At 68.6% G+C, this 26,969-nt stretch carries 27 protein-coding genes; 7 read left to right on the forward strand and 20 right to left on the reverse strand.

The genetic code is table 11. From position 1 onward, the window contains the following. Window positions 1–69: 69 nt before the first annotated feature. From OHB24_RS35135 to OHB24_RS35205, 15 genes are all read right to left on the reverse strand, one after another. A complete protein-coding gene (locus OHB24_RS35135; RefSeq protein WP_442914012.1) occupies window positions 70–1,593 on the reverse strand; it encodes an aldehyde dehydrogenase family protein in 1,524 nt (507 codons plus the stop codon). Between the two features lie 113 nt (window positions 1,594–1,706). Then, window positions 1,707–3,377, reverse strand: coding sequence for a SulP family inorganic anion transporter (locus OHB24_RS35140; protein ID WP_327635208.1), 1,671 nt, complete (start codon window positions 3,375–3,377; stop codon window positions 1,707–1,709). Window positions 3,378–3,461: 84 nt separating this feature from the next. Next, window positions 3,462–4,619: an ABC transporter permease gene (locus OHB24_RS35145; RefSeq protein ID WP_327635209.1), complete on the reverse strand. Its 1,158-nt coding sequence runs from the start codon at window positions 4,617–4,619 to the stop codon at window positions 3,462–3,464. Beyond that, a complete protein-coding gene (locus tag OHB24_RS35150; protein ID WP_327635210.1) occupies window positions 4,616–5,779 on the reverse strand; it encodes an ABC transporter permease in 1,164 nt (387 codons plus the stop codon). The genes OHB24_RS35145 and OHB24_RS35150 overlap by 4 nt, the downstream gene beginning before the upstream one ends. Window positions 5,780–5,781: 2 nt before the next feature. Continuing rightward, entirely contained in the window at window positions 5,782–6,723 is a 942-nt protein-coding gene (locus OHB24_RS35155; protein ID WP_327635211.1) for an ABC transporter ATP-binding protein, read from the reverse strand. A gap of 74 nt (window positions 6,724–6,797) precedes the next feature. Further along, the gene (locus tag OHB24_RS35160; RefSeq protein WP_327635212.1) at window positions 6,798–7,442 is read right to left on the reverse strand and encodes a hypothetical protein; all 645 of its coding nucleotides are present in this window, start codon (window positions 7,440–7,442) and stop codon (window positions 6,798–6,800) included. A 52-nt stretch (window positions 7,443–7,494) separates the two neighbouring features. Next, entirely contained in the window at window positions 7,495–9,879 is a 2,385-nt protein-coding gene (locus OHB24_RS35165; protein WP_327635213.1) for an HAD-IC family P-type ATPase, read from the reverse strand. 131 nt (window positions 9,880–10,010) lie between these two features. Continuing rightward, the gene (locus OHB24_RS35170) at window positions 10,011–10,517 is read right to left on the reverse strand and encodes a universal stress protein (RefSeq protein ID WP_327635214.1); all 507 of its coding nucleotides are present in this window, start codon (window positions 10,515–10,517) and stop codon (window positions 10,011–10,013) included. Window positions 10,518–10,652: 135 nt separating this feature from the next. Continuing rightward, on the reverse strand, window positions 10,653–12,170 hold the full coding sequence (locus OHB24_RS35175) for a hydrogenase large subunit (protein ID WP_327635215.1): 1,518 nt from the start codon (window positions 12,168–12,170) through the stop codon (window positions 10,653–10,655). Further along, entirely contained in the window at window positions 12,167–13,663 is a 1,497-nt protein-coding gene (locus tag OHB24_RS35180; protein WP_327635216.1) for a proton-conducting transporter transmembrane domain-containing protein, read from the reverse strand. Before OHB24_RS35180 ends, OHB24_RS35175 begins: the two co-directional genes overlap by 4 nt. Further along, window positions 13,663–14,310: a hypothetical protein gene (locus tag OHB24_RS35185; protein WP_327635217.1), complete on the reverse strand. Its 648-nt coding sequence runs from the start codon at window positions 14,308–14,310 to the stop codon at window positions 13,663–13,665. The genes OHB24_RS35180 and OHB24_RS35185 overlap by 1 nt, the downstream gene beginning before the upstream one ends. Before the next feature lie 2 nt (window positions 14,311–14,312). Then, complete coding sequence (locus OHB24_RS35190; RefSeq protein WP_327635218.1) at window positions 14,313–15,251, reverse strand: respiratory chain complex I subunit 1 family protein; 939 nt, start codon at window positions 15,249–15,251, stop codon at window positions 14,313–14,315. Then, window positions 15,248–17,254, reverse strand: a complete 2,007-nt coding sequence (locus OHB24_RS35195; protein WP_327635219.1) for a proton-conducting transporter transmembrane domain-containing protein — start codon at window positions 17,252–17,254, stop codon at window positions 15,248–15,250. Before OHB24_RS35195 ends, OHB24_RS35190 begins: the two co-directional genes overlap by 4 nt. After that, the gene (locus OHB24_RS35200) at window positions 17,251–17,724 is read right to left on the reverse strand and encodes an NADH-quinone oxidoreductase subunit B family protein (RefSeq protein ID WP_327635220.1); all 474 of its coding nucleotides are present in this window, start codon (window positions 17,722–17,724) and stop codon (window positions 17,251–17,253) included. Before OHB24_RS35200 ends, OHB24_RS35195 begins: the two co-directional genes overlap by 4 nt. Continuing rightward, entirely contained in the window at window positions 17,721–18,080 is a 360-nt protein-coding gene (locus tag OHB24_RS35205) for an ArsR/SmtB family transcription factor (protein WP_327635221.1), read from the reverse strand. The genes OHB24_RS35200 and OHB24_RS35205 overlap by 4 nt, the downstream gene beginning before the upstream one ends. Window positions 18,081–18,169: 89 nt before the next feature. Between OHB24_RS35205 and OHB24_RS35210 the strand changes: the two genes are divergently transcribed. Then, window positions 18,170–18,355 carry a hypothetical protein gene (locus OHB24_RS35210; RefSeq protein ID WP_327635222.1) on the forward strand — a complete coding sequence of 62 codons (186 nt, stop codon included), beginning with the start codon at window positions 18,170–18,172 and terminating at the stop codon, window positions 18,353–18,355. Window positions 18,356–18,397: 42 nt separating this feature from the next. On the opposite strand, the gene OHB24_RS35215 is transcribed toward OHB24_RS35210, so the two are convergent. Next, on the reverse strand, window positions 18,398–19,096 hold the full coding sequence (locus OHB24_RS35215) for a CBS domain-containing protein (RefSeq protein ID WP_327635223.1): 699 nt from the start codon (window positions 19,094–19,096) through the stop codon (window positions 18,398–18,400). A 152-nt stretch (window positions 19,097–19,248) separates the two neighbouring features. On the opposite strand from OHB24_RS35215, the gene OHB24_RS35220 reads away from it, so the two are divergent. From OHB24_RS35220 to OHB24_RS35230, 3 genes are all read left to right on the forward strand, one after another. After that, window positions 19,249–19,815, forward strand: coding sequence for a flavodoxin domain-containing protein (locus OHB24_RS35220; protein WP_327635224.1), 567 nt, complete (start codon window positions 19,249–19,251; stop codon window positions 19,813–19,815). A 121-nt stretch (window positions 19,816–19,936) separates the two neighbouring features. After that, entirely contained in the window at window positions 19,937–20,140 is a 204-nt protein-coding gene (locus OHB24_RS35225; protein ID WP_327635225.1) for a DUF1918 domain-containing protein, read from the forward strand. Between the two features lie 20 nt (window positions 20,141–20,160). After that, window positions 20,161–20,961, forward strand: a complete 801-nt coding sequence (locus OHB24_RS35230; protein WP_327635226.1) for a sigma 54 modulation/S30EA ribosomal C-terminal domain-containing protein — start codon at window positions 20,161–20,163, stop codon at window positions 20,959–20,961. Window positions 20,962–20,969: 8 nt separating this feature from the next. Here the strand turns inward: OHB24_RS35230 and OHB24_RS35235 are convergent, their stop codons facing one another. Genes OHB24_RS35235 through adhP form a run of 4 tightly spaced genes read right to left on the reverse strand, consistent with a single transcriptional unit; the run spans window position 20,970 to window position 25,121 of the window. Further along, window positions 20,970–22,367 (reverse strand): NAD(P)(+) transhydrogenase (Re/Si-specific) subunit beta, encoded by a 1,398-nt coding sequence (locus OHB24_RS35235; RefSeq protein WP_327635227.1) that lies wholly within the window; start codon window positions 22,365–22,367, stop codon window positions 20,970–20,972. After that, a complete protein-coding gene (locus tag OHB24_RS35240; protein WP_327635228.1) occupies window positions 22,364–22,660 on the reverse strand; it encodes an NAD(P) transhydrogenase subunit alpha in 297 nt (98 codons plus the stop codon). Before OHB24_RS35240 ends, OHB24_RS35235 begins: the two co-directional genes overlap by 4 nt. Next, on the reverse strand, window positions 22,657–23,739 hold the full coding sequence (locus OHB24_RS35245) for an NAD(P) transhydrogenase subunit alpha (protein ID WP_327635229.1): 1,083 nt from the start codon (window positions 23,737–23,739) through the stop codon (window positions 22,657–22,659). Before OHB24_RS35245 ends, OHB24_RS35240 begins: the two co-directional genes overlap by 4 nt. Then, on the reverse strand, window positions 23,739–25,121 hold the full coding sequence (gene adhP, locus OHB24_RS35250; protein ID WP_327635230.1) for an alcohol dehydrogenase AdhP: 1,383 nt from the start codon (window positions 25,119–25,121) through the stop codon (window positions 23,739–23,741). The genes OHB24_RS35245 and adhP overlap by 1 nt, the downstream gene beginning before the upstream one ends. 158 nt (window positions 25,122–25,279) lie before the next feature. Between adhP and OHB24_RS35255 the strand changes: the two genes are divergently transcribed. Genes OHB24_RS35255 through OHB24_RS35265 form a run of 3 tightly spaced genes read left to right on the forward strand, consistent with a single transcriptional unit; the run spans window position 25,280 to window position 26,968 of the window. Beyond that, window positions 25,280–26,062, forward strand: a complete 783-nt coding sequence (locus OHB24_RS35255) for a universal stress protein (protein WP_327635231.1) — start codon at window positions 25,280–25,282, stop codon at window positions 26,060–26,062. A gap of 1 nt (window position 26,063) precedes the next feature. Next, window positions 26,064–26,471, forward strand: coding sequence for a hypothetical protein (locus tag OHB24_RS35260; protein ID WP_327635232.1), 408 nt, complete (start codon window positions 26,064–26,066; stop codon window positions 26,469–26,471). After that, window positions 26,471–26,968: a flavodoxin domain-containing protein gene (locus OHB24_RS35265; RefSeq protein WP_327635233.1), complete on the forward strand. Its 498-nt coding sequence runs from the start codon at window positions 26,471–26,473 to the stop codon at window positions 26,966–26,968. Before OHB24_RS35260 ends, OHB24_RS35265 begins: the two co-directional genes overlap by 1 nt. The last annotated feature ends 1 nt before the right edge of the window (window position 26,969 follow it).

Here is a 26,969-nt window from a genome sequence, read left to right on the forward strand (position 1 = left end):
GGTCAGGGCCTAAGGTCCCGACCCAGGCGGCACGTAGGCCCCACCACAACGGGCCTACGGGGCAGTTGGTCAGAACAGACCGAGCGGCTCGTCGCTGTAGCTGACGAGGAGGTTCTTGGTCTGGCTGTAGTGGTCGAGCATCATCCGGTGGTTCTCGCGGCCGATACCGGAGATCTTGTAGCCGCCGAACGCCGCGCCCGCCGGGTACTGGTGGAAGCAGTTCGTCCACACCCGGCCCGCCTTGATGCCACGGCCCATCCGGTACGCGCGGCTGCCGTCGCGGGTCCAGACACCGGCGCCGAGTCCGTACAGGGTGTCGTTGGCGATCTCCAGCGCCTCCGCCTCGTCCTTGAAGGTCGTCACCGCGAGGACCGGGCCGAAGATCTCCTCCTGGAAGACCCGCATCTTGTTGTGGCCGCGCAGCACGGTCGGCTGGAAGTAGTAGCCCTCGGCGAAGTCGCCGTCGATCTTGGCCCGCTCGCCGCCGATCAGAACCTCGGCCCCTTCCTCGCGGCCGATCTGGACGTACGACGTGATCTTGTCGAGCTGACCCTGCGACACCTGCGCGCCGACCTGGGTCTCGGTGTCCAGCGGGTTGCCCTGCTTGATCGCGGCGATCCGGTCCAGGCAGCGGCTCATGAACGCGTCGTAGATGTCCTCCTGGATCAGCGCCCGCGACGGGCACGTGCAGACCTCGCCCTTGTTGAACGCGTACAGCACGAGCCCTTCGACCGCCTTGTCCAGGAACTTGTCGTCGTGCGCCATCACGTCGCCGAAGAAGATGTTCGGGCTCTTGCCACCGAGCTCGACCGTCGACGGGATCAGGTTCTGCGCGGCGTACTGCATGATCAGCCGGCCGGTGACGGTCTCACCGGTGAATCCGATCTTGGCGATCCGGGGACTCGTGGCCAGCGCCTTGCCGATCTCGGCACCCGGGCCGGTGATCACGTTCATCACGCCGGGCGGCACGATGTCACCGATCACTTCGGCGAGCTTGAGGATCGACCACGGTGTCGGCGACGCCGGCTTCATCACCGAGCAGTTGCCCGCGGCCCAGGCCGGAGCCAGCTTCCAGGCGGCCATCAGCAGCGGGAAGTTGAACGGAATGATCTGACCGACGACACCGAGCGGCTCCCGGAAGTGGTACGCGACCAGGTCCTTGTCGATCTCCGTCGTCCGCCCCTCCTCGGCCCGAACGGCGCCGGCGAAGTACCGGAAGTGGTCGACGACCAGTGGGATGTCCGCGTTCAGGGTCTCGCGGACCGGCTTGCCGTTCTCCCAGCTCTCGGCGACGGCCAGCATCTCCTTGTTCGCCTCGACCGCGTCGGCGACCGCGTTCAGGACCTCGGCGCGCTCGGACGCGGACTTCTCACCCCAGGCGTCCTTGGCCGCGTGCGCGGCGTCCAGCGCCAGTTCCACGTCCGCCTCGGTCGACTGTGCGACCTCCGTGATCGGCTCGGCCGTGGCCGGCGTCAGGTCGACCCGATAGTGCCCCTCCGACGGTGCCACCCAGCGGCCACCGATGAAGTTCTCGTACCGCGGCTTGACCTCGACCGGACTGCCTTCTCTTCCAGGTGCGATGTACTGCATGATGCCTTCTCCTTCGCTCGACGCGCCCATGTACTTTCGAGCGAACGCCCGTCCCGCTCGCGCCCGTAGGGCCGAAGGTCCTATCCCGGCCTGCCGCTGATGTGATCTGCGCGACGTCAGGTGCCGGTGTCGCGGTGGAATGCCTCGACCGCGGTGGGGAGGGTGTAAAAGACGCGGTCGGAGCCGAGGCGCCCGAGGAATCCGGCCGCGTCGAGGTCGTCTCGGAGGTCCTGCTTGACGCGGACGAGTGCGAGCACGACGCCGCGGGCCTCGAGCTCCTCGCGGAGGGTGTCGAGGACGTCGATCGCGGTGATGTCGATCTCGACGTTGGCCTCGGCGTTCAGCAGCAACCAACGGACCGGCGTCGGCGCGTCGTCCACCGCGGCCAGCGCGCGGCGACGGAAGTCGTTGGCGTTGGCGAAGAACAACGGTGAGTCGTAGCGGTAGACGACCAGACCGGGGACCGGGCGGGCGTCGGGGTAGTCGTCGATGTCGTGCATGCCCGCGATGCCGGGGACGTAGCCGAGAATGCCGTCGTGCGGCCGGGCGACGCGACGCAGTATGTCGAGCACCGACAGCGCCACAGCGACGAGTACGCCGTACAGCACATCCAGTGCGATCACGCCGACGGTCGTTGCCAACGCCAACAACAGCTCGCTGCGGCGGAAAGAGGCGATCCTGCGGAACTCCGACAGCTCGATCAGCCGCAGAGCGGCGTACACGATCAGGGCACCCAGCGCCGGGATCGGGAAGGTGGACAACAGCGGCCCTGCGAACAGGAGCGTCGCGAGGATAGCGACCGCGGCTGCCAGCGAGTACACCTGGCTCCTCGCCCCGGCGGCCTCGGCGAGCGCGGTCCGGCTGCCGCTGCTGCTGATCGGGAACCCCTGCAGTACTCCGGCAGACACGTTCGACAGACCGAGAACGAGAAACTCGCGATCCGGATCGATGCGCTCGCCGCGGCCCGCGAACGCCCGAGCGGTCAGCACGGTGTCGGTGTAGCCGACCAGCGCAACGCCGAGCGCCGCGAGTGCCAGCAGTCCGATGTCGCTCCCATCCACGCCTGGCAGGCGCGGTTCCGGCAGACCGCTCGGCACCGCGCCGACGAGCCGCACTCCACTGTCGCCCAGGTCACCGGCCCACGTCACCGCCGCGGCGAGCGCGACCACGATGAGCGGACCGGGCAGCCGAGGCGTCCAACGCGCGAGCGCCAACAGCAGTGCGATCGCGACGACCGACAGCGCCACCGGAGCCACTTGCCACTCTCCGATCAGCCGGATCGCGGACAACACCTCGGCCGGCGGCGAGTCACCATCCACCGGGGCACCGGTCAGCCGGCCGAGCTGGCTGGTCATCATGATCACCGCGATCCCGGCCAAGTACCCGACCAGCACCGGCTTGGACAACAGATCCGCGAGGAAGCCGAGGCGGGCGACCCAGCAGATCAGGCACACTGCCCCGACCAGTAGCGCCAGCAGAGCGGCCAGACCGGCGTACCGGACCGGATCACCGGCGGCCAGCGGGGCAATCGCCGTCGCCGTCAACAGCGCGGTCGTCGACTCCGGACCGAGCGAAAGGATTCGCGAGGAGCCGAGGCCGAAATACAACACGAGCGGCACGAGCGCGGCCCACAGCCCTGTGACAGCCGGCAGGCCGGCCAGCTGCGCGTACGCCATCACCTGCGGCACGAAGTACGCCGCCACCGTGACACCCGCAACCACATCCGACCGCAGCCAGCTCAGACGATACCCACGCAACGTCGCGACCCCCGGTACCGAGAACGTCATCACGTGGCCCCCTGAGCGCTCGCTTCCCGAATCATTCTGCCCGGTGATGCGCGCCGACCGGATCAGGACACTGCCGACTGCTCCTCAGCTGGTCAATCGGCGTTGGAGGAGGACCGCGGCGAGGGCGAGCATGCCCACGGTGAAGGCCGCCAGTACGGCGAGGTTGGTCGCGATGTCGACGACGCCGCCGTCCCGGGACAGCACGGTGATCCAGGCGTCCACCGCCCACGCGTGGGGCGTGACGTGTCCGAGCGTCCGGACCGCATCCGGAACGATGGCCAGCGGCCACATGCAACCACCGAGCATGCCGAACGCGATCCCGATGACGGGGCCGATCGCGGATGCCTGGTCCGGCGTCTTGAAGACGGCCCCAGCGAGCATGCCTGCCCCTGTCCCCACGAGCGCCCAGCTGCCGATCAGCGTGGCCGCGGCCAGCGGGTCACCCCAGCTGACACCGAACAGCAGAGCGCCGACCGCGACGATCAGGACGGACTGGAGCACCGAGAACGTCAGATAGCACAATGCCTCACCCAGCACCAGGCTCCGCACCCGGATCGGCGCTGCCTGGGCCCGGCTGTAGATGCCGAGCTGCCTGGTCTGCACGATCGCGGCACCACCGGCGAGCGCGTTGATGAAGACGAAGACCACCAGCATCGTCGGCGCGCTGTAGCTGAAGCCGAGCGGGAGGAAGTCGCTCCCGGTCGCGACGTTCTCGGTGCTGATGCCGATGCGCGGTGTCACCGGCTGAAGTGCGGTTGCTTTCGGCAACTGCTGTGCGGCCGTGGTTCCCGTCATCCGGGCTGCGAACGCCGCGGCCTGTACCCGCTCCGCATGCCGCGCGACCGCGGCCCCGACCGCCGAACGTACGGCGGCCTGCGTCGACTCGGCACCACCCGCCAGCACTGGGATACGAACCTCGTCACCTGCCAGGAGGCTGGCGTCCAGACCGGCCGGAATCAGTACGACGGCGTCGAGCTCGCCGCGGCGGAGCGCCGTACGAGCGGCTGCCTCGTCCGTCATGGTGTGCAGCGGCCCAGCAGCCTTCAGCTCGTCGACGAGGCCGGACGCAAGACCGGACCGCCGGCCGTCGAGCACGCCGATCCGGAATCCTCCTGGGTTCTGTACGACGGCGCCGACGACGACGATGATCACGACAGGGAGCACCACGATGAAGAACAACGCGGTTCGGTCGCGCAGGATCCGGCGCAGCGAGGCTCCGGCCACAGTCAGTACGGTCCTCACTCCGACCTCCAGCGGATGACGAGAGCAGCCACCGCTCCGAGAGCGCCGGCCATCCCGAGAATGATCAGTACGGGTTGGATCGCGCTGGTCGCCGCGGCACCGGTGGCGAGATCGGTGAACCCCCGAAGCGCCCAGCCGTTGGGGGTCAGCAGAGCAAGCGTGCGCAGCGTCTCTGGTGCCTGGCTGACCAGGACGAAGTTGCCGCCGAGCAGCAACAGCGCGAAGGTCACCATCGACGCGATACCGTCCGCCTGCCGTTCGGTCCCGGCCACGGCGACGACGAGAGCCGTGAAGGCGACGAGAACGGCCGACAGGGCGATGATCAGCGCCGCGGCCGGGAGCACCGGCCCCCATCGCGCGCCGAAGGCCAGCGAGGAGACGACCGCGAGCGTGCCCAGGCTGGCAACGCTGTAGACGAACACGGCGAGCGACTTCCCGAGCAGTACAGCGCCACGGCGTACCGGCGCCGCCGCGATCCGCTCCAAGGTCCCGGTGCGCGCCTCGGCGAAGTAACTGCGCGCGGTGAAGCCGATCGCGAACAGCACGAACAGGATCCCCATCGCGGGTGCGTAGTAGCTCGCGGTCGTGAGTTGCCGGTACCCGGTCGGCCGCGCTTCCACCGACTCGGGCAGCCGGAGGCCGGCCACCGCCGCGGCTAGCTCATCACTTCGGCTTCGGGAGACGCCGGCTGCGAGCGCCGTGTGCACGGAGAGCCGGTCTGCGTTGAGCTGTGTGACGTAGGCATCCGCGACGGCCCGCGCCACCTCCGCCTGCAGAGGCTCGTCCGGATCAGCCAGAACACGCAGACCCACCGGTTCGTCACCGACCGCGGCGGCGCTGAATCCGCGGGGCACGACGAAGGCGGCGCCGACGTCCCCGTCGCCGATCAGCCTGCGAGCCTCGGCCTCGTCGCCGGCGTCACGAATCGTGAGCACCTCAGACAGTTCCGGTCCGGTGAGCGCCGTCCTCAGCGCGGCCGCTATCTGACCCCGATCGTTGTCCACCAGGGCGACGTCGGCGTGGAAGTTCTCCACACCTGAGAAGGCGAAGCTCATCAGCGCCGCCACTGCGATCGGCGCGACGAAACCGAGAACGAGGGCCGACCGGTCGCGGAAACGCTGGCGGAGATCCTTGGCGGCGATCACGAGTGCGGCGTACATCATCACTCCCGCAACGCCGTACCGGTCAGGTGCAGGAAGACGGCCTCCAGATCGGGCTCGTCCACGTCCACCGACCGAACCGACACGCCGGTCCGGTCAGCTGCCTCGAGTACGTCGGGGAGCAGCCTGCGCCCGTCGGACGCGATCAGCTGCACCGCTCCGTCCTTGACGTCCGCGCGGTCGACACCCGCGAGCGCCCGGCACCTGTTGGCGAGCAGAGCCAGATCGCCGGTCGCGGTCAGGTTGATCCGGTCGCGCTCGCCGAGCTGCGCGACCAGCTCCCGACGGGTGCCCTCGGCGACCAATCGCCCGTGGTCGATGATCCCGACGCGGTCGCAGAGCCGCTCCGCCTCTTCCATGTAGTGAGTGGTGTACAGCACCGCCATACCCGCGGCGCCGAACGACCGCACGCTCTCCATCACGGCATGCCTGCTCTGCGGATCCACACCGACCGTCGGCTCGTCGAGGACCAGTAGTGACGGCTGGTGCAACAACCCGGCTCCAATGTTGAGCCGCCGTCGCATCCCGCCGGAGAACGACTCCACGCGGTCGCCGGCTCGATCCGTCAGTCCGATCAACTCGAGCACCTCGCCGACCCGACGACTCAACGGTTTGCCCCGCAGCCCGTGCAACCGGCCGAAGAACCGCAGGTTCTCGCGGGCGGTCAGATCCGGGTAGAGGGCGATCTCCTGCGGGACGTACCCGATGTGCCGCTTCGCGTCGGGGATCGCCGGGCCGACCGGAGAACCGGCCAGGAGGACCTCTCCCCGGTCGGCCCGCAACAGCCCACAGACCAGGCGAATCGTCGTGGTCTTGCCGGCCCCGTTCGGGCCGAGCAGACCGTACGTCTCCCCCGGCGCCACCGTGAAGCTGACGTCGTCGACCGCCACCCGGTCGCCGAACCGCTTGCCCAAGTGCGCCACCGACAGCGCCGGGGTCGACATCACCGCCTCCTCACCGGTCCGGTAACGCGAGCCGCCGCCCGGAATGGCGATACTCGCCGGCCTGCCGCCGACGTTCAGCGGTGTTTCGAGGATCCGACCTGTGGGCGGCGCTCCCCAGAGCCCAACGTCCCGGTTCGGGCAGGACCACTCGGCCCCATCCCGGCCCGTCGGATCAGGTCGGAGACCAACTCCTGGGCCTGGTTGAGGGTCTCGTCGAGGATCTTGAGGCCGGCCTCCACCTCACCGGCCTGGAAGGACCACCTGGCCGCGGCCATGCCCTGTACCAGCGAATCGTTGATCTCGATCGCCTCGCGGTGCAGCAGTGCGGCTGCCTCCAGCCGGAGACGCTCGGCCTCTGCCCAGCGCAGTCGGTCGGCCGCTCTGCCGAGCAGCAGACCGAGCACCAGCAGTGGCGCAACGCGCGCTGCCCACCCTGCAGTGGAAAAAGAGACGTCACGCAGGACGACCCAAACCACGACGAAGGCAACGGCAGAGAGCCCGGCAAGAGCGCCGGCGCGCAGGCCGAACGTAATCGCGATCAGAGCGACCGGGAAGACGTACAGCAAGAAGTAGTCGTCGCCTGGCGTACCGGCGAACAGCGTCAGCAACAGAACGGCGCCGTACAGCCCCGCCGCCACCACAAAGGCGATGGACGGGTGCTGCCGGAACCATGGATTGCGTGGCGCCGACCTACGCAGGGGCCAGGCGAAGTCGGACATACCTCTAGCTGTAGCCCGCTCCAGCAGTCCCGCCACAGGGTCGAAAGTCCCGTCAATGAGGGACAGACAGGCCATCCCATCGTCGGCGGCCGATTCGGGAGGTGACCTCGACCAGAGCGATGCCAACGGCAGCCAGCGCGAGGGCGGCGAGCAGCCGGTACGGCGTGACCTCGAGCAGGAACAGGCCGTGGCCGATTGCGGGAACCAGTACGGCGACAGCCGCGAGCAGGACCATCGCGGCGAGTAGTGCCACCTTCCACAGCCGCAGTGGCCGAGCAAGGATCGACAGCGTCCACAAGGACACGACCAGTACGACGACGGTGGTGACGGTACGAGCGCCGGTAACGCCCGAGCCGGGATCGACCACACGCATCAGGCGGTAACCCGCAAAGGCGCAGACGGCGGTCACCACACCGACAGGAACCGCGAACCGTAGCGTCCGGCCGAGGAAGCCCGGCAGATACCGTCTGGTGTTGGGGCCGAGCGCCAGGAAGAACGCGGGGATCCCGATCGTGAGGTTCGAGATCAACGTGAGCTGGATCGGTTCCAGCGGATACGCCACCAGAGCGGTCGCGGTGATCAGCGCCAGGACCAGTGAATAGACGTTCTTGACCAGGAACAGGTTCGCGGCCCGTTCGATGTTGGCGATCACCCGGCGTCCCTCGGCGACGACATCGGGCAGATGGGCGAAGCGCCCGTCGAGCAGCACCAGCTGCGCCACCGCACGGGTGGCGGGTGACCCGTTGCCCATGGCAACCCCGATGTCGGCGTCCTTCAGCGCGAGCGCGTCGTTGACGCCGTCGCCGGTCATCGCGACCACATGACCTCGGCTCTGCAGCGCCTTCACGAACGCGCGCTTCTGGTGCGGGCTCACCCGCCCGAACGCCGATGACCGGTCGAGTACGTCGGCCAGCTCGTCGGGGTCCTCGGGCAGAGTCCGCGCATCGACGGCATCGTCGGAGCCGTTGACACCTGGTACGCCGACCGCCGCGGCCACCGCACCGACTGTCCGCGGGTTGTCGCCGGACAGCACCTTCAGCGCGACGCCTTGCTCGGTGAAGTACCGCATCGTCGCGGCGGCGTCATCACGGATGTTCTCCGTCAGTACAACGAGCGCGATCGGCACAAGCTCCGCGGGCAGCTCCAGCACGTTGCCCTCGTGCGGCACGCCACGGGCCAGCACGAGCACCCGCTCTCCTCCAGCTGCCACGTCGTTCGCGCGGCGCCGGGCCGCCCTACCCGCCCGGTCGTTTTCATCGACCAGCACCATCTCGGGCGCACCGAGTGCCCAGGCGGCGCCGCCTACGGTCACCGATTGCCATTTGCGGGCCGAGGAGAACGGCACCCGTGCGACAGCCGTCGAGTCCGACGGCCCGAACGCGGCGCGCAGCGCGTCGGAGGTGGCGTTCGAGCCGCCGCCGGCGGCGATCAAGGCAAGTACGTCGTCGACCGGCTCAGGTAGGAGTGGTTCGATGCGGCCGAACACCACGTTGCCGTGCGTCAGCGTGCCGGTCTTGTCCAGGCAGACGACATCGACCCGTGCCAGTCCTTCGACTGCCGGCAGTTCTTGGACGAGCGTCTGCCGGCGCGCCAGTGTCACGATCGCGAGCATGAACGCCAGCGACGTCAGCAGCACAAGCCCCTCGGGGATCATCCCGACGATCGCCGCGACAGCTCCGGTGACCGCGTCCCGCCAGCCCTCGTTGTCCGTGCTCCGGAACTGCGACCACAGCAACACCGGCGCGACGACGAGCAGGACCAAGGAGATCCAGCGCAGCAGTCTCGTCGTACCGGCGACCAGCTCGGAGCGGGTGATCTGGAACCGGCGTGCCTCGGCGGCCAGCCGGGCGGCGTACGTCTCGGCGCCGACCGCCCGCGCCTCGAACTCGCCAGTTCCGGCGACGACGATCGACCCTGATCGCACCTCGTCACCCGACGTCTTGAGCACCGGATCGGACTCCCCGGTCAGCAACGACTCATCGATCTCGAGACCCTCGGCGGCCACCACTGGGCCGTCGGCGAGCACCTGATCGCCGGTGCGGAGTCGCACGAGATCGTCCTGGACGACGTCGGCGGCGTCGATCTCGCCCGGCGAACCGTCGCGCACGACGCGGGCTTTGGTGACGTTGAGCAGGGCGAGCCGATCCAGTGTCCGCTTGGCACGTACCTCTTGGATGATTCCGATCCCGGAGTTGGTGAGGATCACCAGCCCGAACAGCGCGTTCCGCCACTGACCGGTCGCGATGACGGCGACCAGGAGCAGCCCGAGCAGCCCGTTGAAGAACGTGAAGACATTGGCCCGAACGATCTGCCCGAAGGTCCGGCTGGTCCGCACCTGAACCGCGTTCGTCCGCCCCGCCGCGACCCGCTCGGCGACCTGCTCCGTGGTCAGACCGTGCCTGCGTCCAAGCTCGACGACGCCACCATCGGCAGGCACCTCGTCAACCTCCAGTCCGTTACGGCATCCGTCCCGGAGTCAGCATGCCAGCCCACCGCCGCCGGCAGACAGGGCCAGAAGTCCTACCGAGGATCGCCGCAGCGACAGCTGGCTGGACGGCCGGTGAGCGCTCAGAAGGTCGGGACGCCGCCCTGCGGACCTGGCAGCCGGTGACGTGGCCTCGATGCCCTGCGCTCGTGCTCAGCCCTGGCCGGGTCGGGCAACAGCACCACCGGACAGGGCGCATGGCGGACGACGTGCAGGCTGGTCGAGCCGACCAGGGCGTCGTGGAACGCGCCGTGGCCGTGGCTGCCGAGGATCAGGAGATCGGCGTCATGCGCTGCCCGGCACAGCTGTTCGCTCGGACGTCCTTCCAGGACGAGCTTCTCGAGCTCGGGCTCGGGGCGTTCGCCGACGACCTTGGTCAGGATCTCGTCCTGGATGTCGACAGCAAGCCTTCGGGCCTCCTCCGCGCTGCCGATCGTCCGCCCGTACTCCGGCCCGTCCCACGACCAGACCGTCACCGCGCGCAGCCGGCAGGACCGGCGACGTGCCTCGTCGAATGCCCACTCGACCGCGCGCAGCCCGCCGGCAGACCCGTCGATCCCACACACGATGACGCCCTCACCAGTGTTCACGAGGTTCCTCCCCACAGTAGAAGCCGGTGACGACAAGGCCCCGAGCCGAACTCCCCCGGCTCGAGACTCCGCTGTCGGGACGGTCCCAGGTCAGGGGCAAAGGTCCCATCTTCGTCGGGCGCGGCCGCCGGGGTATCACAGGTCGTTCCCTGCATAGGAGAGGTTGAAGCTCTTGTTGGTGAGGGGGAAGTCGGGGACGATCGTGTCGGCCAGGGCGACCGGGAGAGCCGGCCAGTTGAAGAACGACGGGTCGACGATCTTGAGGCGGGACACGGTGCCGTCCGGGGCGAACTCGATCCGGTGCGCGATCGTTCCGCGCCAGCCTTCGACCAGGCCGACGCCGGACGACCGTCCGGCGGCGAGCCAGCTGGGCTTGGGTGTTTCCGCGCTCAAGGGTGGCCGGCTGGCGAGCAGTTCGGTGATCAGGGCGACGGATGCGTGGATCTCGTCGACGCGGGTGAGGAGTCTCGACAGGACGTCCCCGGAGGTCTGTGCCGAGGCGGTCACCCGGGCCGTCAGCGGTGTAAAGGGGTGGTCGCGGCGGGCGTCGTGGTCGAGTCCGCTGGCGCGGGCGACGTACCCGAGGGTCCCGATGTCACGGGCCTGTTCGAGGGTCAGTACGGCGGTTCCGGTCATCCGGTCGAGTACGACGCTGTTGCCGAGCGCGATGTCGACGACCTCCTGGATATCGGCGGCGATCGCGGCGAAGACCTCCGGTGTGGGGAGGGAGCGGACGCGGACGGCACCGGGTGCGATCGCGCCGCGCAGGAGGCGGTGGCCGGTGACGTCCTTGTTGAGGCGGAGCAGTTGCTCGCGGATTCGTTGCGCGTGGGCGTTGGCGATGCCGTAGCCGACGTCGTTGCACAAGGCCCCGATATCCGTCACGTGGTTGTAGAGGCGCTCCAGTTCAAGCAGCACCGCTCGCAGATCCTGGGTCTGTCCCGACACACGCCAGTCCCGGGCCTCTTCGACGGCCAGGCAGAACGCGAGAGCGTGCCCGACGGCCGTGTCGCCGGAGATCCGCTCTGTCAGCGGCAGCACGTCGGCGATCAATCTGCCCTCGGCAAGCTTCTCGATCCCCTTGTGCACGAACCACAACCGGGCCTTGAGTTTCAGGATGGTCTCGCCGACGACCGAGAACCGGAAGTGGCCGGGTTCTATCAGCCCGGCATGAATCGGGCCCACCGGGATCTCGTACACGCCGGTGCCGTCGACCTTCACGAACGGGTACGGTTCGTCGATGTCGCCGAACCCGCCGAAGTCAGCCGGCTCTCCCGCGTCGCGGCGCATCGGGAACCAGCCGTCCGGCCAGTGCTGGTGCAGCACGAGCCGCTGCGGAAGCGGATGGTCCGCTATGTCGATACCGAACAGGTCGTGCAGCTCACGCTCGAATCGACCGGCCGGGAACGACAGCGCCGCCAGGCTTGGGATCCGGGGCTCGGAGCGACTCGTGGTCAGGACCAGTTCGAGTCGCCGGTCGGGCTGTGCGGCGACGAAGAGGTACACCACGCGGAAGCCGTCCGGGTCGTCATGCGCGGAGACCAACGCCAGGCGGAATCCGCTCTTCAGCAGGGCCGTCGCCCGGTCCGCGAGGTTCGCCGCGGTGACCGTCGACTGGCGGCGGTTCGGATAGGTCCGGACGTCCGGGCTCATGGGGTCCCCACGATCTGGCCGGCGGCGTGCAGCAGCGCGCCGAGCGGCCAGTCGACGAGGCCCAGTACGGCGAGCGCGACGAGCCCAGCCGTCAGCGGTACGACGGTCGATTCCCGAAGTGCCGTCATCGTCGCGACACCTCCCTGTCCCTGGGGCTCTGGTGGCCCCGCCCCCAGGAGGAGGCCCGCCGTCTTGGTGCTGATCGCGACGAAGACGACGAGCAGCAGGGCGAGCACGACGGCCATCACCCAGCCCAGGTGTGCGTCGATCCCGGCGCGGATCAGACCGATCTCACTGACGAACAGGCTGAACGGCGGGAGCCCGAGCAACGCGGCCAGGCCGGCCGCGAACAGCCCGGCGAGGACCGGCGTACGCGTGAACAACCCACGAACGGCATCGATCCTGGTGCTGCCTTCACGCGCGAGGATCTCCCCCGCCCCGCAGAACAGCACTGCCTTGCCGAGACCGTGCCCGACGATGTGCAGCAGCGCGGCCGCGATCGCCAGCGGCGTACCGATCGCCACCCCGACGACCGCGAGCGCCATGTGCTCGATGCTGGAGTACGCGAGCAGCCGCTTGTAGTCGCGCTGCGCCAGGAGCAGCCCCGCCGCCAGCAGCAACGACAACAAGGCGACCACGAGCAACAGACCGCGGACGAACCCGGGATCGACGCTGGCGACCGCGATGACCCGATAGCGAGCCAGCGCGTAGACCGCGACCGGCAGAAGTACGCCGGACATCAGCGCGGACACCGGAGCCGGCGCCTGACTGTGGGCGTCCGGCAACCAACTGTGCAGCGGCACAAGGCCGGCCTTTGTCCCGAACCCCAGCACGAGCAGCGCGAACGCGAGCCGCATCACGCCCGGGTCGAGCTCATCAGCGTGCGCGACGAGTTCGGTCCAGTCGAGCGTTCCGTGCTCCACGACGCCCGCTTGCTTGGCCGCGTAGTTGACCAGCACCGTCCCCAGATACGCCAGCGCGATCCCGACCGAGCAGATGATCACGTACTTCCAGGTTGCCTCGAGCGACTTCCGCGATCGGCCGTGGCCGACGAGGAACGCGGTGACGATCGTGGTGGCTTCGATCGCGGCCCAGAGCAGGCCGAGGTTGTTCGCCAGTACGGCGACGACCATCGCGGCCAGGAAGAGCGGCACGAGGACCCCGTACCACCGGGCGCGATTCGCGGTGGTGTGCCCAGTCGCGAGCTCCTCGTCCAGATACCCGATCCCGGCACAGGTCGCGACAGCGCCGACGGCGCCGATGACGATCAGCATCACGCCGGACAACGCATCGATGCGCAGCCAGCTCCCGGCCTCGACCGCGCCGCCGTCGGTGGTCCACACCAACGTACCTGCACCGACCGTCAGAACCACCAGAGCGGCCACGACCGTGCTGACAGCAACGGAACGCCGCCACCCCAGCTTCACCGCAGCCGCGGAGGCGGCCAGCGGAGCGACGACCGGGGCCGCCACCAGAAGCGCAGTGAGACTCATCAGTCGCGCAACTCCCGCAGCTCGTCGATGTCCGTTCCGCCGAAGGTCGTACGGAGCCGGGCTGTCAGCACCTGTAGCACGAGCACGACCAGCAGTACGTCGAGGGAGACGGCGAGCTCGACGATCCCGGGCACTCCGCCAGTGATCAGGAACGCGGTCGTCGCGATCCCGTTGTCGAGCAGCAGGAACCCGACGATCTGCGACAGCGCCCGCCGCCGCGTCACCAGGACGAAGAATCCGATCAGCACCATCGCCAGCCCGACCGGCACCGCGTGGGTCTCGGCCGACGGCGACAGTCGGACGAGTGGGCGACTTGCGGCGTACGCGAGCAAGGTCAGGAAGGCCGCCGCGACGATCGACGCCGTCACGTTGGTCAGCGGCTCGGTCTCTCGCGCTTCGCCGCTGTCCCGCAAGACCCGGCGCAAGATGCTCGGCACCACAAAAGCCTTCAGCGCGAGTACGCCGACCGCCACCACGCCCAGCTCGACACTGTCCAGCCGTACGGCGAGAACTCCGGCCAGTCCGCCCAGCAAGACTCCCTGCAGGACGAGCAGTCGGACGATCGCGGACAGCTCGCGTCGCCAAAGGACCATAACCGACGACAGCAGCAGACCGCCGCAGATCAGATAGAGCCATTGAGTCGTCATGATCACGCCAGGAAGAAGGAGGACGAGACGGCCAGCAGACCGAACAGGAACGATCCGGCCAGCAGCTCCGGCACCCGGAACAGCCGCAGCTTGGCCATGAACACCTCACCAGCCGCCAGCACCGCCCCGAGTACGGCGACCTTCGCGACGAACGCGACCACCCCGATCAGCAATGCCACAGGCGACGCCGAAGTAGCCACGCCCCACGGCAGGAACAGACTCGACCACAGCCCCAGCAACACCGTCAGCCGCAGCGCCGACGCGAACTCCACCAGCGCCAGGTCACGACCGGCGTACTCCAGCACCATCGCCTCGTGGATCATCGTCAGCTCGAGATGCGTCGACGGGTTGTCGACCGGCAGCCGCCCCGCTTCCGCGATCACCACGACGGCCAGCGCGACCGCGGCGAGCAGCGACGCCGGGGACAGTACGTCGCCTGGCGCCTGCTGACCGCGTTCCACGATCGCGGCGAGATTCGTCGTACCGACCCGGGCGGACAACGCGAAGCCGGCCAGCAGGATCGTCGGCTCGGCCAACGCCGCGACCGTGATCTCGCGGCTGGCGCCCATGCCGCCGAACGCCGTACCGGTGTCCAGTCCGGCCAGCGCCAAGGCGACCGTCCCGAGCAGCAGCAACGCGACGACCGCGAACAGATCCGCGATCCCGTCCAGAGGCGACACCGTAGCGACGAAGGGTGCGACCGTCGCGATCACCAGGGTGGTCGCCACCAGCACAGCCGGCGCCGCGGCGAAGACCCAACTCGATCCGGCCGGGGTGATCGGCTCTTTGCGGAACTGTTTGCGCAGATCGCGCCACGGCTGCCCGAACCCGGCACCCGCACGACCCTCCATCCGCGCACGCACCTGCCGCATCAAGCCGACCAGGTACGGCGCCAACACGACCAGCAGCACGACCTGGACGACAACTCCAACGACACTCATGTGGTCAGCCCCACGACAACGAGGACCGCGATCAGACCGGCAAGGCCGAGCGCGAGATACCTGTGCACGCTGCCGTTCTGCAGCCGGCTGAGCACCACACCGAACTTGTTGCCAGCAGCAAGAACAGGCGGATACAGAGCGCCCTCGAGCCGATCGTCGACGCGCTGCCGGTATTGAACACTCTCGATCAGGTACTGCGACTCCGCGTGATGCGTGACGTCGAGGTCGTTCTCGGGACGCAGTACGTCGTCGAACACCCGCGTCAACGGCTCCGCGAACGAGGTCGCCGTGTACTCCATCCGCGGGTCGAGCCGCGTACCACCGCAGCCCCACACCAACGACACACGACGAGGCAGCCCACGCCGTACCAACGCGACCACAAGCAGCGCCGCCAACAGCAGCCCCGCCAGGATCAGCAACGGCGACATCGACCCCTGGATCCCCGCCAACCGCAACGTCACCCCACCACGCAACGGCGAACCGTCCCGCACGGAAGGCAGTACCTCCAACATTCGAGCCAAGGTCGGCCCCAGCGAGGCCGGCACCACCGCCAGGCCGGTACACACCACCGCCGCGAGAAGCATCGCGCCGCGCATACTCAGCGGCGACTCCTTCGCCGCAGCCGCCGATTCCGACCGCGGGCGCGCCAGGAACCCGACCCCGAACGCCTTCACGAACGTCGCCACACCCAGCCCCGCGGTCAGCGCCACAACCCCGACCGCCAACGGCATCGACACCGCGGTCACAGCGTCCGCGCCCGGCAGACCGTGGATCAGCCCCTGCACCAGCAGCCACTCGGACACGAACCCGTTGCCCGGCGGCAACGCCGCGGCCGCCAACGCCCCGACGCCGAACAACGCCGCCGTCACCGGCATCCGCGACACCAGCCCACCCAGGTCGTCGAGATCACGAACGCCGGTCGCCCGCAGCACCGATCCCGCACCCAGGAACAGCAACGTCTTGAACCCCGCATGGTTCAGCGCATGCAGCACCGCGGCCGCGATCAGCAAACTCGCCAGCGTGCGGTTGCCGGCAGCGGCGAACATCCCACCCGCGCCGACGCCGAGGAAGATCAATCCCAGGTTCTCGGTCGTCGAGTAGCCGAGCAGACGCTTCAGATCCACCGCGACACTGGCCTGCAGTACGCCGTACAACGCGGACACGCCGCCAACGGTCAGCACCAGCATCCACCACCAGCGCGGACCACCGCCGAGCAGGTCGAGGCCGACGCGCAGTACGCCGTACAGGCCGAGCTTCACCATCGCCGCCGACATCAACGCCGACACCGGGCTCGGCGCCTCCGGATGAGCCCGCGGCAACCACACGTGCAGCGGCACCAGACCAGCCTTCGAGCCGAACCCGATCAAGATCAGCACGAAGACGACCGAACGAGCCCCCTCGGACAGCTGCGCCGCGCGCAGAACCTCGAACGACTCACCACCGGCCATCGACGCGAACAGCACCAACCCGAGCAGGATCGCGACCAGACCGGCATGCGTCATCGCGCCGTACCAGACACCGGCATCGCGAACGGCAGGCCGCAGCCGGTGCTCGGCCAGCACCAGAGCGAGGGACGCCAGAGCCATCAGCTCCCACAGCACCAGGAACGTCGTCACGTTCCCGGCCGCCGGAATCATGATCATCGCCGCGACGAACAGCGGCAGCAGCCCCTGCGCCGATCGCGATCCGGCGTGTCCGCCACCGAAGTAGCCGATGCTGTAGATCCCGGCGACGACCGCGACGCCACCGATCAGCAAGCAGAACAGCCCGGACAATGCGTCCACAGCGACCGACGCCTCGCTCAGCGGCAGCAGCTCGGGGATCGTCGTCGAGAACGTCCGGCCGCCCAGCGCAAGCACTCCCGCCAGGACACCGAAAGCACCCGCGGCAACGGTCGACAGCCCAGCGATCACCGCACGACGGCGTGGATCAGCGGCGAATGCACCCAGCGCGCCCAGCCCGGCGACCACCAGTACACCGAGCAGCGCCCAACCGATCGTCATCGTCCGGTCAGGTCCCGCAGCGCTTCGATGATCTGCGGCGGCTCCGGCGGACATCCGCGGACGACGCCATCGACCGGAATCACGTCCGCGACAGCACCTTCGACACCGTAACCGCCCGCGAACACACCACAGTCGTGTGCGCAGTCCCCCACCGCGACGACCCGCTTCGGCGCCGGAGTCGCGTCGTACGCCTTCCGCAACGGGTCGGCCATGTTCCGGGTCACCGGACCGGTCACCAGCAGCACGTCCGCGTGCCGGGGCGAGGCGACCAGGCGCGCGCCGTACCGCTCCGCGTCGTACACCGGTCCGAAGGCCGAGCCGATCTCGAGCTCACAGCCGTTGCAGGACCCGGCATCGACATGGCGCACCTGCACCGAGCCCCGGAGTACGTCGTCCTGCACCGGCCGCCGCTCCGGCGCGGGCTCCGCGACCCGGCCGGTCGAGCGGATCTTCCGGAACAGATCTCTCACCGGGCTCGCCGTACCAACCCCGAGGCAACGGAGTCCGCGCGCAGACCGTCCAGCAGCTCGACCTGATCCGACAGCACCGATGTCAAGATGCCCCGGGCCACGGCGAGCAGCTCAGCCACCTGAGGGCTGGTCAGCGAGTAGTAGACCTGCGAGCCGTCGCGGCGGGCCGACACGAGGCCGGCCCGGCGCAGGACCGACAGCTGCTGGGACAGATTCGAGGCCTCGAGGCGAACCTCGGGCAGGAGCTCACTGACCGCCATCTCGCGTTCGCTCAACAGTTCGAGGACTCGGATACGCGTCGGATGCCCCAGCGTCTTGAAGAACTCCGCCTTCAACTGGTGCAGCGGTGTCGTCATCCTCCGCCCTTCGCTCGCTTCATGTTCTGCGAAATTCATGCGATCACGAATTGAAGAATTCTGCAAGTCATGCATATGGTAGAACCACCATGGACACGTTCACCGCGGAACTGCGTCAGCGGATCGCCTCTGCCCAGGAACAACTCCGCGCTGCCCAGGAGACCGGGGACCTCGACTCCGAGCGCGTCTACTCCGGCGAGCTGGACAGTCTCCTCCGCCTCGCCCTCGAGAACGGCATCACCATTCCATCGAAGCGCACCTGCAGCCACGACTGAACCGATCGATTCCGTCTCAGGTCTGTCGGCGGAACTCGACAATCAGGGACGGCGCCGGAGTTCGGGTGACGGCTGGAGGTCCGGCGCCGACGCCAGGTCGTCGTACACCCAGGCCAATTGGTTGACGACACCCACCACACCATCGACCTCACGGGTCAGCTTCGCGACGACATCCGCCGTACTGCGCTGCTCGACCTCGCCGGACAGTGTCACGACACCGTCCTTGGCGCTGGCCTGGATGCTGAACGGGTCGTCCCACAACGCGTGGACCACGACCTCCCGGCGGACGCGTTGCAGGAGGCGGTCGTCCGGCTCCAGGAACGCTTTCAGCAGATCCGACCTGGTGACAATTCCGGCCAGCACGTCGTCGTGAGTCACGACCAGCCGGGTGATCCCGCGTGCCGCCATCAACTGCGCGGCCTCGGGAATGGTCGCCGTCTGCTCGATCGTCACCGCAGGGTGCGACATCACTTCAGCTGCCCGAAGCCCGGCGGCCTTCGAACGTGCTGCATGCCGCCACCAGCGCAGCGTCCAGGGTGTCCGCCGCCGCTGAAACTCCTCCTTCCGGACCAGGTCCGTCTCCGAGACGATCCCGCCGATGCCGCCGTACTGGTTCACCACCGGCACGGCGCTGATGTGGTTCGCCGCCAGCAGCGAGACGATCTCCTTGTACGGCGTGTCCTCGGTGACCGTGATGACGTCGCGCGTCATCACGTCCGACACCTTCAACGGATGCCTCATCGCCTGACCTCCGGTTTCTTCGAGACGACACCAGTCCATCGTGTGACGGCATATGGAGGCAGTGCCTTTGGGTCCTAAGGAACCGGGCCGTTGGGCACTGCCGACGCGCCGCTTCGACTGGTGTCCTGGATGCGATCCCGAAGGAGGTTCCTATGTCCAAGAAGGTGTTGGTCGCGTACGCCAGCAAGATGGGCGCGACCGCGGACATCGCCGCGGCGATCGGTGACGAGCTGCGCGCACACGGGCACTCCGTCGACGTTGTCGATGTGGCCGGAGTGAAGGACGTCGCGCCGTACGACGCTGTGGTCCTGGGCAGCGCGATCTACATCCGCCGCTGGCGTCGGGACGCAGTGCGGTTCCTCCGCCACAACATCGGCGCCCTCCGGCAGCGCCAGGTCTGGCTCTTCCACAGCGGGCCGGTCGGACCGGACAAGGACGAGGACCAGGCGATGCCGCCGGCCGTCCGTCACCTCGCTCAGGAAATCGGTGCCACACCTGCCGTCACGTTCGCGGGCCGTTTGGAACCGGCTACTGCGAAGGGCTTCTTGGCCCGCCGGCTCGCGGCAGGCAACCTCGCCGGCGACGCACGCGACTGGGACAAGATCCGCGCCTGGTCGGCCGACGTCAGCGCCGCCATCGAAGCCACCCAACGCAGCATCTCGCACCGCCCACCCTCCGCCCCCTCCCCCAAACGCCCAGCCGGCCACTTCCTCGGCTGATGAGCACCACTCCTGCCTCGGCGCGGCGGGACCAACGGCCCTGATTCAGGGTCCAACGGACCTGTACCGGTTCCGGTGCATGGTGGCAGCGTGAAGCCATTGGGACCGGAAGGAGCTGGTCATGAGGGCGACGGCAGGCAACTGGCTGGTAGTCGAAAGCAACCATCGAGGTGCTCCGTCACGGCGCGGTTTGATCGTCGAAGTGCACGGCACCGACGGCGCACCGCCGTACCTCGTGCGCTGGTACGACACCGACGCGGAGACGCTTTTCTTCCCGGGTCCCGATACGCACGTTCTCACGACGGAGCAACTGCACAGACACTGAGGCGCCTTACGGGGGGAATCATGAGCACGGAAGGCCAAGTTGTCCTGCCGCTGCGTTCGGTGGCCACGGTTCCGGTCAGTACGACGGGGATCGTTCCGACCGACGCCGCGACGGTGATCCACGAGCATCTCGCGCCGATCCTCGGTCCATGGACGGCATACACCCGAGTTCGGCTGACCCGGCTCGCCGAACCCGGTCTGCGCAGACCGCTGGTCGCGCAAATCGACGTACAGCTGAGCGCGGGGCACCGTGTCCGGGCTCAGACGGCCGCCGCGACCATGACCGAGCTCGTCACCGTCCTCGCGATGCGCACGATCGAGCAACTGCGGGTGTACCCGCGCGCGCTGGCGGCATGTCTCCGAGGCCACGTCGTCACTGATCTCCTGCCCTCCCCGCCAGAGCTGCTGCCACCTGAACGGCGCCGGCTGGCCCGCCGGAAGATCTGCCGCCCGGCTCCGATGACGGTCGCAGAAGCCATCGTCGTGCTCAACGCGATGGACTACCGGCTTCATCTGTTCCGGGAGAAGTTCAGCCGCCAGGACAGCATCGTGGTCAGGAGCGGTCTCGGCCGATACCGCGTCATCCAGTCTCGACCGAATCCGATCGGGCTCGAGGTCACCTCGCCGCCGATGGCGCTCGCCGCGGCCGAGCGCCGAAGCGTCACCGAGGCGACAGGACGGCTCGACCTCACCGGAGCACCGTTCGACATCTTCACGGACCACGCGACCGGCCGCCTGCACGCCTTGTACGCGAGGTACGACGGCCACTACGGCCTCCTCGGCGCCGAGGCAGCGACCAGGAGCGCCCGCCGCTCCTGGTGACATGAGCTTCAGCGAACGTACGCCTGGAGTTCGCTGATCAGCGCCGTCAGCACGGCCTTCGCGTCTCCGAACAGCATCGCGGTGCGCGGGTTGGTGTAGAGCTCGTTGTCGACTCCGGCGTACCCGTGCCCGAGCGAGCGCTTGACCACGATCACGCTGTGGGCCTTGTCGACGTCCAGGATCGGCATCCCGGACACGGCGTTCCCCGGTCCTCGGGCGGCTGGGTTCGTCACGTCGTTCGCGCCGACGACCAGGACGACGTCGGTCGCCGCGAACTGCGGGTTGATCTCGTCCAGGTCCTTGAGCTGCGGGTACGGCGCGTTCGCCTCGGCCAGCAGGACGTTCATGTGACCGGGCATCCTGCCGGCCACCGGGTGGATGCCATAGCTGACATCCGCACCGTGCTCGGTCAGCGCCTGGGCAAGCTCGACCACCTCGTGCTGGGCCTGCGCCGCGGCGAGTCCGTACCCGGGGACGATGACGACCTTCCCGGCGTACGCGAGCTGCAGCGCAGCGTCATCGGCGGTCACGGTGCGGACTGTGCCGTTCGCTGCGATGGCTGGTGTGGTCTGCTCGTCACCGGTCCCGAAGCCGCCGGCGACGATGCTCAGCAGCGAGCGGTTCATGGCGACGGCCATCAACTTGGTCAGGATGCCGCCGGCCGCGCCGACCAGTGCGCCCGCGATGATCAGCGGCGTGCTGCCGATCACGAACCCGGCCATGGCCACCGCGGTGCCGGTGCAGGCGTTCAGCAGAGAGATCACCACGGGCATGTCGGCGCCGCCGATCGGCAGCGTCACCAGTACGCCGATGACCAGAGCGGCACCGGTCAGAAGACTCAACGTTGCCAGCCCGCCGATGTGAGCCGTGTAGAGGACACCAGCACCCAGCGCGGTCAGGGCGAGCAGCAGGTTGAGCACACGGCCGCCCGAAAAGGTCAGCGGACGTCCCGGTACGACACCGGCAAGCTTGCCCGCGGCAACCAGGGACCCCGAGAACGTGATCGCGCCGATCAACACGTCGAGGAACGTGGTGAGCGTCGTACTGACCGGCGCGTCAGCCGTACCAGGGAGTGCGTCGGTGAACGCGATGAGGGCTGCCGCGCCGCCGCCGACCGCGTTGAACAGGCTGACGAGCTGCGGCATCGCGGTCATCTTCACCCGCCGCGCGGCGACCAGCCCCGCCATCGCCCCGGCGAGTACGCCAACGGCGAGGACAACCGCCGCAGTGGCCGTGATCGCTCCGTCGTCGACCAGCACGACCACAGTCAGTGCGATCGCGACCGCCATCCCGAACGCGGACAGCTGGTTGCCCCGGCGCGCGGTCGCCGGCGAGTTCATCAGGTGCAGGCCGAGCACGAAGCAGACCGCCGTACCCAGATAGAGAAGGTGCGTCGTGGTATTCATCGTTGGCCCTTCGGCTTCGCGTGGAACATCTCCAGCATCCGGTCGGTCACGACGTACCCGCCGACCACGTTCGCGGCCGCGAACGCCGCGGCGACGAACAGCAGCAGGTACCCGATCGTGGTGTCGATGCTTGCGGCAATGATCATCACGCCGATCACCACCACGCCGTGGATCGCGTTCGCCCCGGACATCAGCGGGGTGTGCAGGGTGGCCGGGACCTTCGAGATGACCTCGAACCCGACCAGCACGCTCAGCACGAAGACCGTGATGTCTGCCAGCAGCACAGCTGTCATGACACTGCCTCCTTCGCCTGCACGAGTAGCCCGGCCGTGATCTCGTCCTCGGGATCGAGTACGACGGAACCGTCATGGATTAGGTGCTCGAGCAACGCCGCGACGTTGCGCGCCCAGGCGGACGACGCCGCGCGTGGAACCTGCGCCGGAAGGTTGCCGGCGCCAAGCACCACCACACCGTTCTCCGTCTCGGTCCGGCTGTCCGGCACCGAACCCGCCACATTGCCGCCCAACGGCCCGGCGGCCAGATCGACGACCACCGACCCAGGCGCCAGCGCCCCTAGCGCCTGGGCCGGCACCAGTTCCGGCGGACGGTGACCCGGCACCTGAGCTGTCGTGATGACGACGTCGAAGTCCCGGATCGCGTCCACCAGAGCCTTCTGCTGTTCCGCTTGTTCCTCGGCGGTCAGCGTCCTTGCGTAGCCGCCGTCCCCCTCGGCCGTGACCTTGAGATCCAGTACGGCGGCACCGGTCGAGGCAATGTCGGCGCGTGCGGCTTCGCGGACGTCGTACCCGGTCACCAGTGCGCCCAGGCGCCGCGCGGTACCGATTGCCTGCAGCCCCGCGACTCCTCCGCCGAGCACGAGCACCTTGGCCGGACGGACCGTCCCGGCTGCGGTCATCATCATCGGGAAGAAGCCTCCGAACGTGTCCGCCGCGAGGACTGCGGCCTTGTACCCGGCCACGTTGGCCTGCGAGGTGAGCACGTCCATCGACTGCGCCCGGCTGAGGGTGCGCGGTAGCCCCTCGAAGCTCAGCGCCGTAACCTCCGCCAGTTCGTCAGGATCGTCGTAACGATGAAGCAGACCGATCACGATCTGGCCGGCCCGCAGACGCTGACAATCCGGCCGGTGAATCACCGTCAGGATGTCCGCCTCGGCGAACACCGCCGACCGATCCGCAACGCGCGCGCCGGCCGCGACGTACGCCTCGTCCGGGAAACCAGCGCCGCGTCCCGCGCCGGCCTCCACGATCAGGTCGAGGCCGGTCCGGCGCAGCCGCCCCACCACTTCGGGTGTGACCGCCACGCGGCTCTCGTGCCACTCGGTCTCGGCCGGGCAGCCGATCAGCAGGTTCATCAGAACTGGAAGACGACACGGGCCGGGACGTCACCGGCCAGGACATCCGTGATCGACTGGTTGACGTCGTCGAGCTTGCGGTCGACGGCGATCACCCGGGTCCGCCCCGCGGCGTGCAGGGCGAACACGTCGGCGAGATCGTTGCGCGTGCCAACGATCGAACCGATCACGCTCTTGCCGTTCAGCACGGTGTCGAAGATCGGCAGGGTCATCGCACCGTCGTCCGCCGGCAATGCCACACAGACCAGACGCCCACCGCGGCGCAGCGACTGGAACGCCTGGTCGAACACCCGCGGGTTCACGGCCAGTACGACGGCCACATCGGCACCGCCGAGAGCCTGGATCGCTTCGACTGGATCGGTCTTCGCCGCGTTCACCACGTGGTCCGCACCGAGCTCCTTGGCCATCTTCAGCTTGCTGTCCTCGATGTCGACGCCGATGGTGATGCCGCCCACGATCCGCGCGTACTGCAGGGCCAGGTGTCCCAGGCCCCCGATGCCGAAGATCGCGACCGTCTCGGCCGGCACCACCTTGGCCACCCGGATCGCCTTGTACGTCGTCACTCCGGCACACGTCAGCGGTGCGGCGTCCCGTGACGAGACTCCGTCCGGTACCAGGGTCGCGAAGGCAGCGGGTACGACGGCGTACTCGGCGAAGCTGCCGTTCACCGAGTATCCGGAGTTGCGCTGCTCCAGGCAGAGCGTCTCCCAGCCGCTGATGCAGTACTTGCACGTGCCACAGGCGTAGCCCAGCCAGGCGATCGCGACTCGGTCGCCGACGGTACGTTCGGTCACGTCGGCGCCCAACCGCTCCACCACACCGATCCCTTCGTGCCCCGGGACGAACGGCGGCGTCGGCTTCACCGGCCAGTCCCCTCGCGCGGCATGGATGTCGGTGTGACACAGCCCGCTGGTCTCCATCCGGACCAGGACCTCGCCCGGGCCCGGCTCGGGAATCGGCAGCTCCTGGATCTCGAGAGGCTTGCTGAAGTCGGTGACAACTGCTGCTTTCATGACGGTCCTTTCAGGTGCATGCGTGATGGATTCAGGTGCACAGCTGGCGGAGCGAGTGACGAAATGCCCTCCGAGCCCCGCCGGAAGGGAGAATCCCTCCGGTCCTCCGGGCGCGACGTCGAGCAGGAACGTCGTCTCGCCCCAGGCCTGGTCGAGGTGCCGATCGATGTAGAACGGGCTGCCTTCGACCTCGCCGAGCAGAACGTCACCGGGGCCAACCAGGAACTCGTTCTCCGGGTAGCACATCGGCGTACTCCCGGCGCAACAACCACCGGACTGGACGAACATCACGGGCGCGCCGCGGGTGTCGCTCAGATGACGGATCGCCTCGCGAGCAACCGCGGTGGCCGTGATCCGGATGCTTGGCATCGGGTCCTCCTTCAGCTCGACGGGCCATTCCCTTTTGAGCCAACGCGGGTCCGGCCGTCACCCATAGGGCCGAAAGACCTCACTGCCGGAGGACCGATCGGCCGGTGCGCGCACCGCCAGAACGGGCGATGCTCGAAGGAGAGAGCTCAGGAGGAGGCATGAGGCACAAGCCCGTGGTTGTAGGCATCGACGGATCGCCAGCCGCCGACATCGCCATCAAATGGGCGGCGGTGGAAGCGGCGTCGTTGCGCAGCAACCTCCGCATGCTCCACGCCGTCGCAGCTCACGAGCCCGCGTCCAGCGCCGGTGAAGTCGTGTATCGCGCAGTCCGGCTGGCCCGCGGGCTGGCCCCGGGCATCGAGATCGACACCCGGATCGACAAGGGCACGCCGTCAACGGTTCTCGTCAAGGCCTCCAGCGATGCGGAGGTCGTGGTGATCGGGAGCCGTGGGCTCGGCGTGATGGCCGGGGCGCTCGTCGGTGCGACCGGCCTCGACCTCGCAGCGAACGCCCGGTGCCCGGTGGTCGTCGTACGCCCGGGCCTCGCCGAACTCGACGGAACCCGCGTCGTCATCGGGTACGACGGATCACCCGCCGGCGACACCGCCCTCGACTACGGCATCGTCTACGCCCGCCGCCACAACCTCGCCGTACGCGTCATCGCCGCGCAGCCAATCGGGACCGACCTGCACCGTCTCACCGAGGACCAGCTTCGCGAGGCCGTCCACAAACATGACGGCCACGACGCCGAGCTCATCCAGATCACCGGCCACCCCGCCGAGCACATCCTGCGCCTGTCATCGGACGCAGCCCTGATCGTCCTCGGCGCCCGCGGTCGCGGCGGCTTCGCCGGCATGCTCATCGGCTCGGTCAGCCAAACCGTCCTCCACCACGCCGACTGCCCCGTCGCGATCATCCCCGCCGCCGCCATCGGAGGCTGACATGACCGCACCAGCCACCCAGATACCTTCGGCAACCATCTGGCGCGCGATCCTCTGGGGATTCGTCGCGCTCTTCGCCTCCGGTGCCGGCATCCATACCGTGCTGGCCCTGACCACACCGCGCTCGTACGACGGCTTCGCCGACGCCGCGTTGTTCACCTGGACCACCGACGCCTGGCAGAACACCTTCATGGCTCACCCCACCCTGTGGGCCTTGCTGCTCGCCGCCGGCGAACTCGCCATCGCCATCCTCCTGGTCAAGATCCGCCGCCTCGGCTACGTCGCCGTGATCCTCTTCCATCTGGCGCTGGTGCTGTTCGGCTGGGGCTTCTGGCTCTGGTGCGTCCCCGCCCTGGCCTTCGCCGTACCGGCGGCCCGCGACGTCTTCCAGGATCGAAGGAGCATCTGATGTCCAAGAACGTGCTGGTCGCCTACGCCACCAAGATGGGCGCGACCGCGAGCATCGCGGGCGCCATCGGAGCCGAGCTCCGCACCTCCGGCCTCAGCGTCGACGTCCACGAAGTCGGGGCAGTCCAGGCCGTCACGCCGTACGACGCCATCGTCCTGGGCAGCGCGGTCTACCAAGGTCGCTGGCTGCCCGAGGCGGTCCGGTTCCTCAGCCGGCACGAGCGCCAACTCCGCACCCGCGACGTCTGGCTCTTCCACTCCGGCCCGATCGGCGCGAGCCGTGACGAGGAGCAACCCGTCCCGCCCGACGTGAGCCGCTTGGCCCGCGCGTTCCAGGCACCACCGATCAAGACCTTCGCCGGCGACCTCCAAGCAGACGCCGTCCTCCACAACCACGACCTCGAACGCCTGGTCGGCGACTCCAGAGACTGGCGCGACATCCGCGCCTGGTCTCACCAGATAGCAGCCACGCTGACAACCCCCGAACCAGCTACCTGAG

Source organism: Kribbella sp. NBC_00482, from assembly GCF_036013725.1.
Lineage (GTDB): Bacteria > Actinomycetota > Actinomycetes > Propionibacteriales > Kribbellaceae > Kribbella.

Bases quoted from the DNA above. Each gene is read 5' to 3' on its own strand.
- OHB24_RS35140 (WP_327635208.1), bottom strand. From the start codon at position 3,377: ATGACGTTCTCGGTACCGGGGGTCGCGACGTTGCGTGGGTATCGTCTG.
- OHB24_RS35150 (WP_327635210.1), bottom strand. From the start codon at position 5,779: ATGTACGCCGCACTCGTGATCGCCGCCAAGGATCTCCGCCAGCGTTTC.
- OHB24_RS35155 (WP_327635211.1), bottom strand. From the start codon at position 6,723: ATGTCGACCCCGGCGCTGTCGGTGGCGCACTTGGGCAAGCGGTTCGGC.
- OHB24_RS35160 (WP_327635212.1), bottom strand. From the start codon at position 7,442: ATGTCCGACTTCGCCTGGCCCCTGCGTAGGTCGGCGCCACGCAATCCA.
- OHB24_RS35175 (WP_327635215.1), bottom strand. From the start codon at position 12,170: ATGAGCCCGGACGTCCGGACCTATCCGAACCGCCGCCAGTCGACGGTC.
- OHB24_RS35180 (WP_327635216.1), bottom strand. From the start codon at position 13,663: ATGAGTCTCACTGCGCTTCTGGTGGCGGCCCCGGTCGTCGCTCCGCTG.
- OHB24_RS35185 (WP_327635217.1), bottom strand. From the start codon at position 14,310: ATGACGACTCAATGGCTCTATCTGATCTGCGGCGGTCTGCTGCTGTCG.
- OHB24_RS35190 (WP_327635218.1), bottom strand. From the start codon at position 15,251: ATGAGTGTCGTTGGAGTTGTCGTCCAGGTCGTGCTGCTGGTCGTGTTG.
- OHB24_RS35195 (WP_327635219.1), bottom strand. From the start codon at position 17,254: ATGACGATCGGTTGGGCGCTGCTCGGTGTACTGGTGGTCGCCGGGCTG.
- OHB24_RS35205 (WP_327635221.1), bottom strand. From the start codon at position 18,080: ATGACGACACCGCTGCACCAGTTGAAGGCGGAGTTCTTCAAGACGCTG.
- OHB24_RS35210 (WP_327635222.1), top strand. From the start codon at position 18,170: ATGGACACGTTCACCGCGGAACTGCGTCAGCGGATCGCCTCTGCCCAG.
- OHB24_RS35215 (WP_327635223.1), bottom strand. From the start codon at position 19,096: ATGAGGCATCCGTTGAAGGTGTCGGACGTGATGACGCGCGACGTCATC.
- OHB24_RS35220 (WP_327635224.1), top strand. From the start codon at position 19,249: ATGTCCAAGAAGGTGTTGGTCGCGTACGCCAGCAAGATGGGCGCGACC.
- OHB24_RS35225 (WP_327635225.1), top strand. From the start codon at position 19,937: ATGAGGGCGACGGCAGGCAACTGGCTGGTAGTCGAAAGCAACCATCGA.
- OHB24_RS35230 (WP_327635226.1), top strand. From the start codon at position 20,161: ATGAGCACGGAAGGCCAAGTTGTCCTGCCGCTGCGTTCGGTGGCCACG.
- OHB24_RS35235 (WP_327635227.1), bottom strand. From the start codon at position 22,367: ATGAATACCACGACGCACCTTCTCTATCTGGGTACGGCGGTCTGCTTC.
- OHB24_RS35240 (WP_327635228.1), bottom strand. From the start codon at position 22,660: ATGACAGCTGTGCTGCTGGCAGACATCACGGTCTTCGTGCTGAGCGTG.
- OHB24_RS35245 (WP_327635229.1), bottom strand. From the start codon at position 23,739: ATGAACCTGCTGATCGGCTGCCCGGCCGAGACCGAGTGGCACGAGAGC.
- adhP (WP_327635230.1), bottom strand. From the start codon at position 25,121: ATGCCAAGCATCCGGATCACGGCCACCGCGGTTGCTCGCGAGGCGATC.
- OHB24_RS35255 (WP_327635231.1), top strand. From the start codon at position 25,280: ATGAGGCACAAGCCCGTGGTTGTAGGCATCGACGGATCGCCAGCCGCC.
- OHB24_RS35260 (WP_327635232.1), top strand. From the start codon at position 26,064: ATGACCGCACCAGCCACCCAGATACCTTCGGCAACCATCTGGCGCGCG.
- OHB24_RS35265 (WP_327635233.1), top strand. From the start codon at position 26,471: ATGTCCAAGAACGTGCTGGTCGCCTACGCCACCAAGATGGGCGCGACC.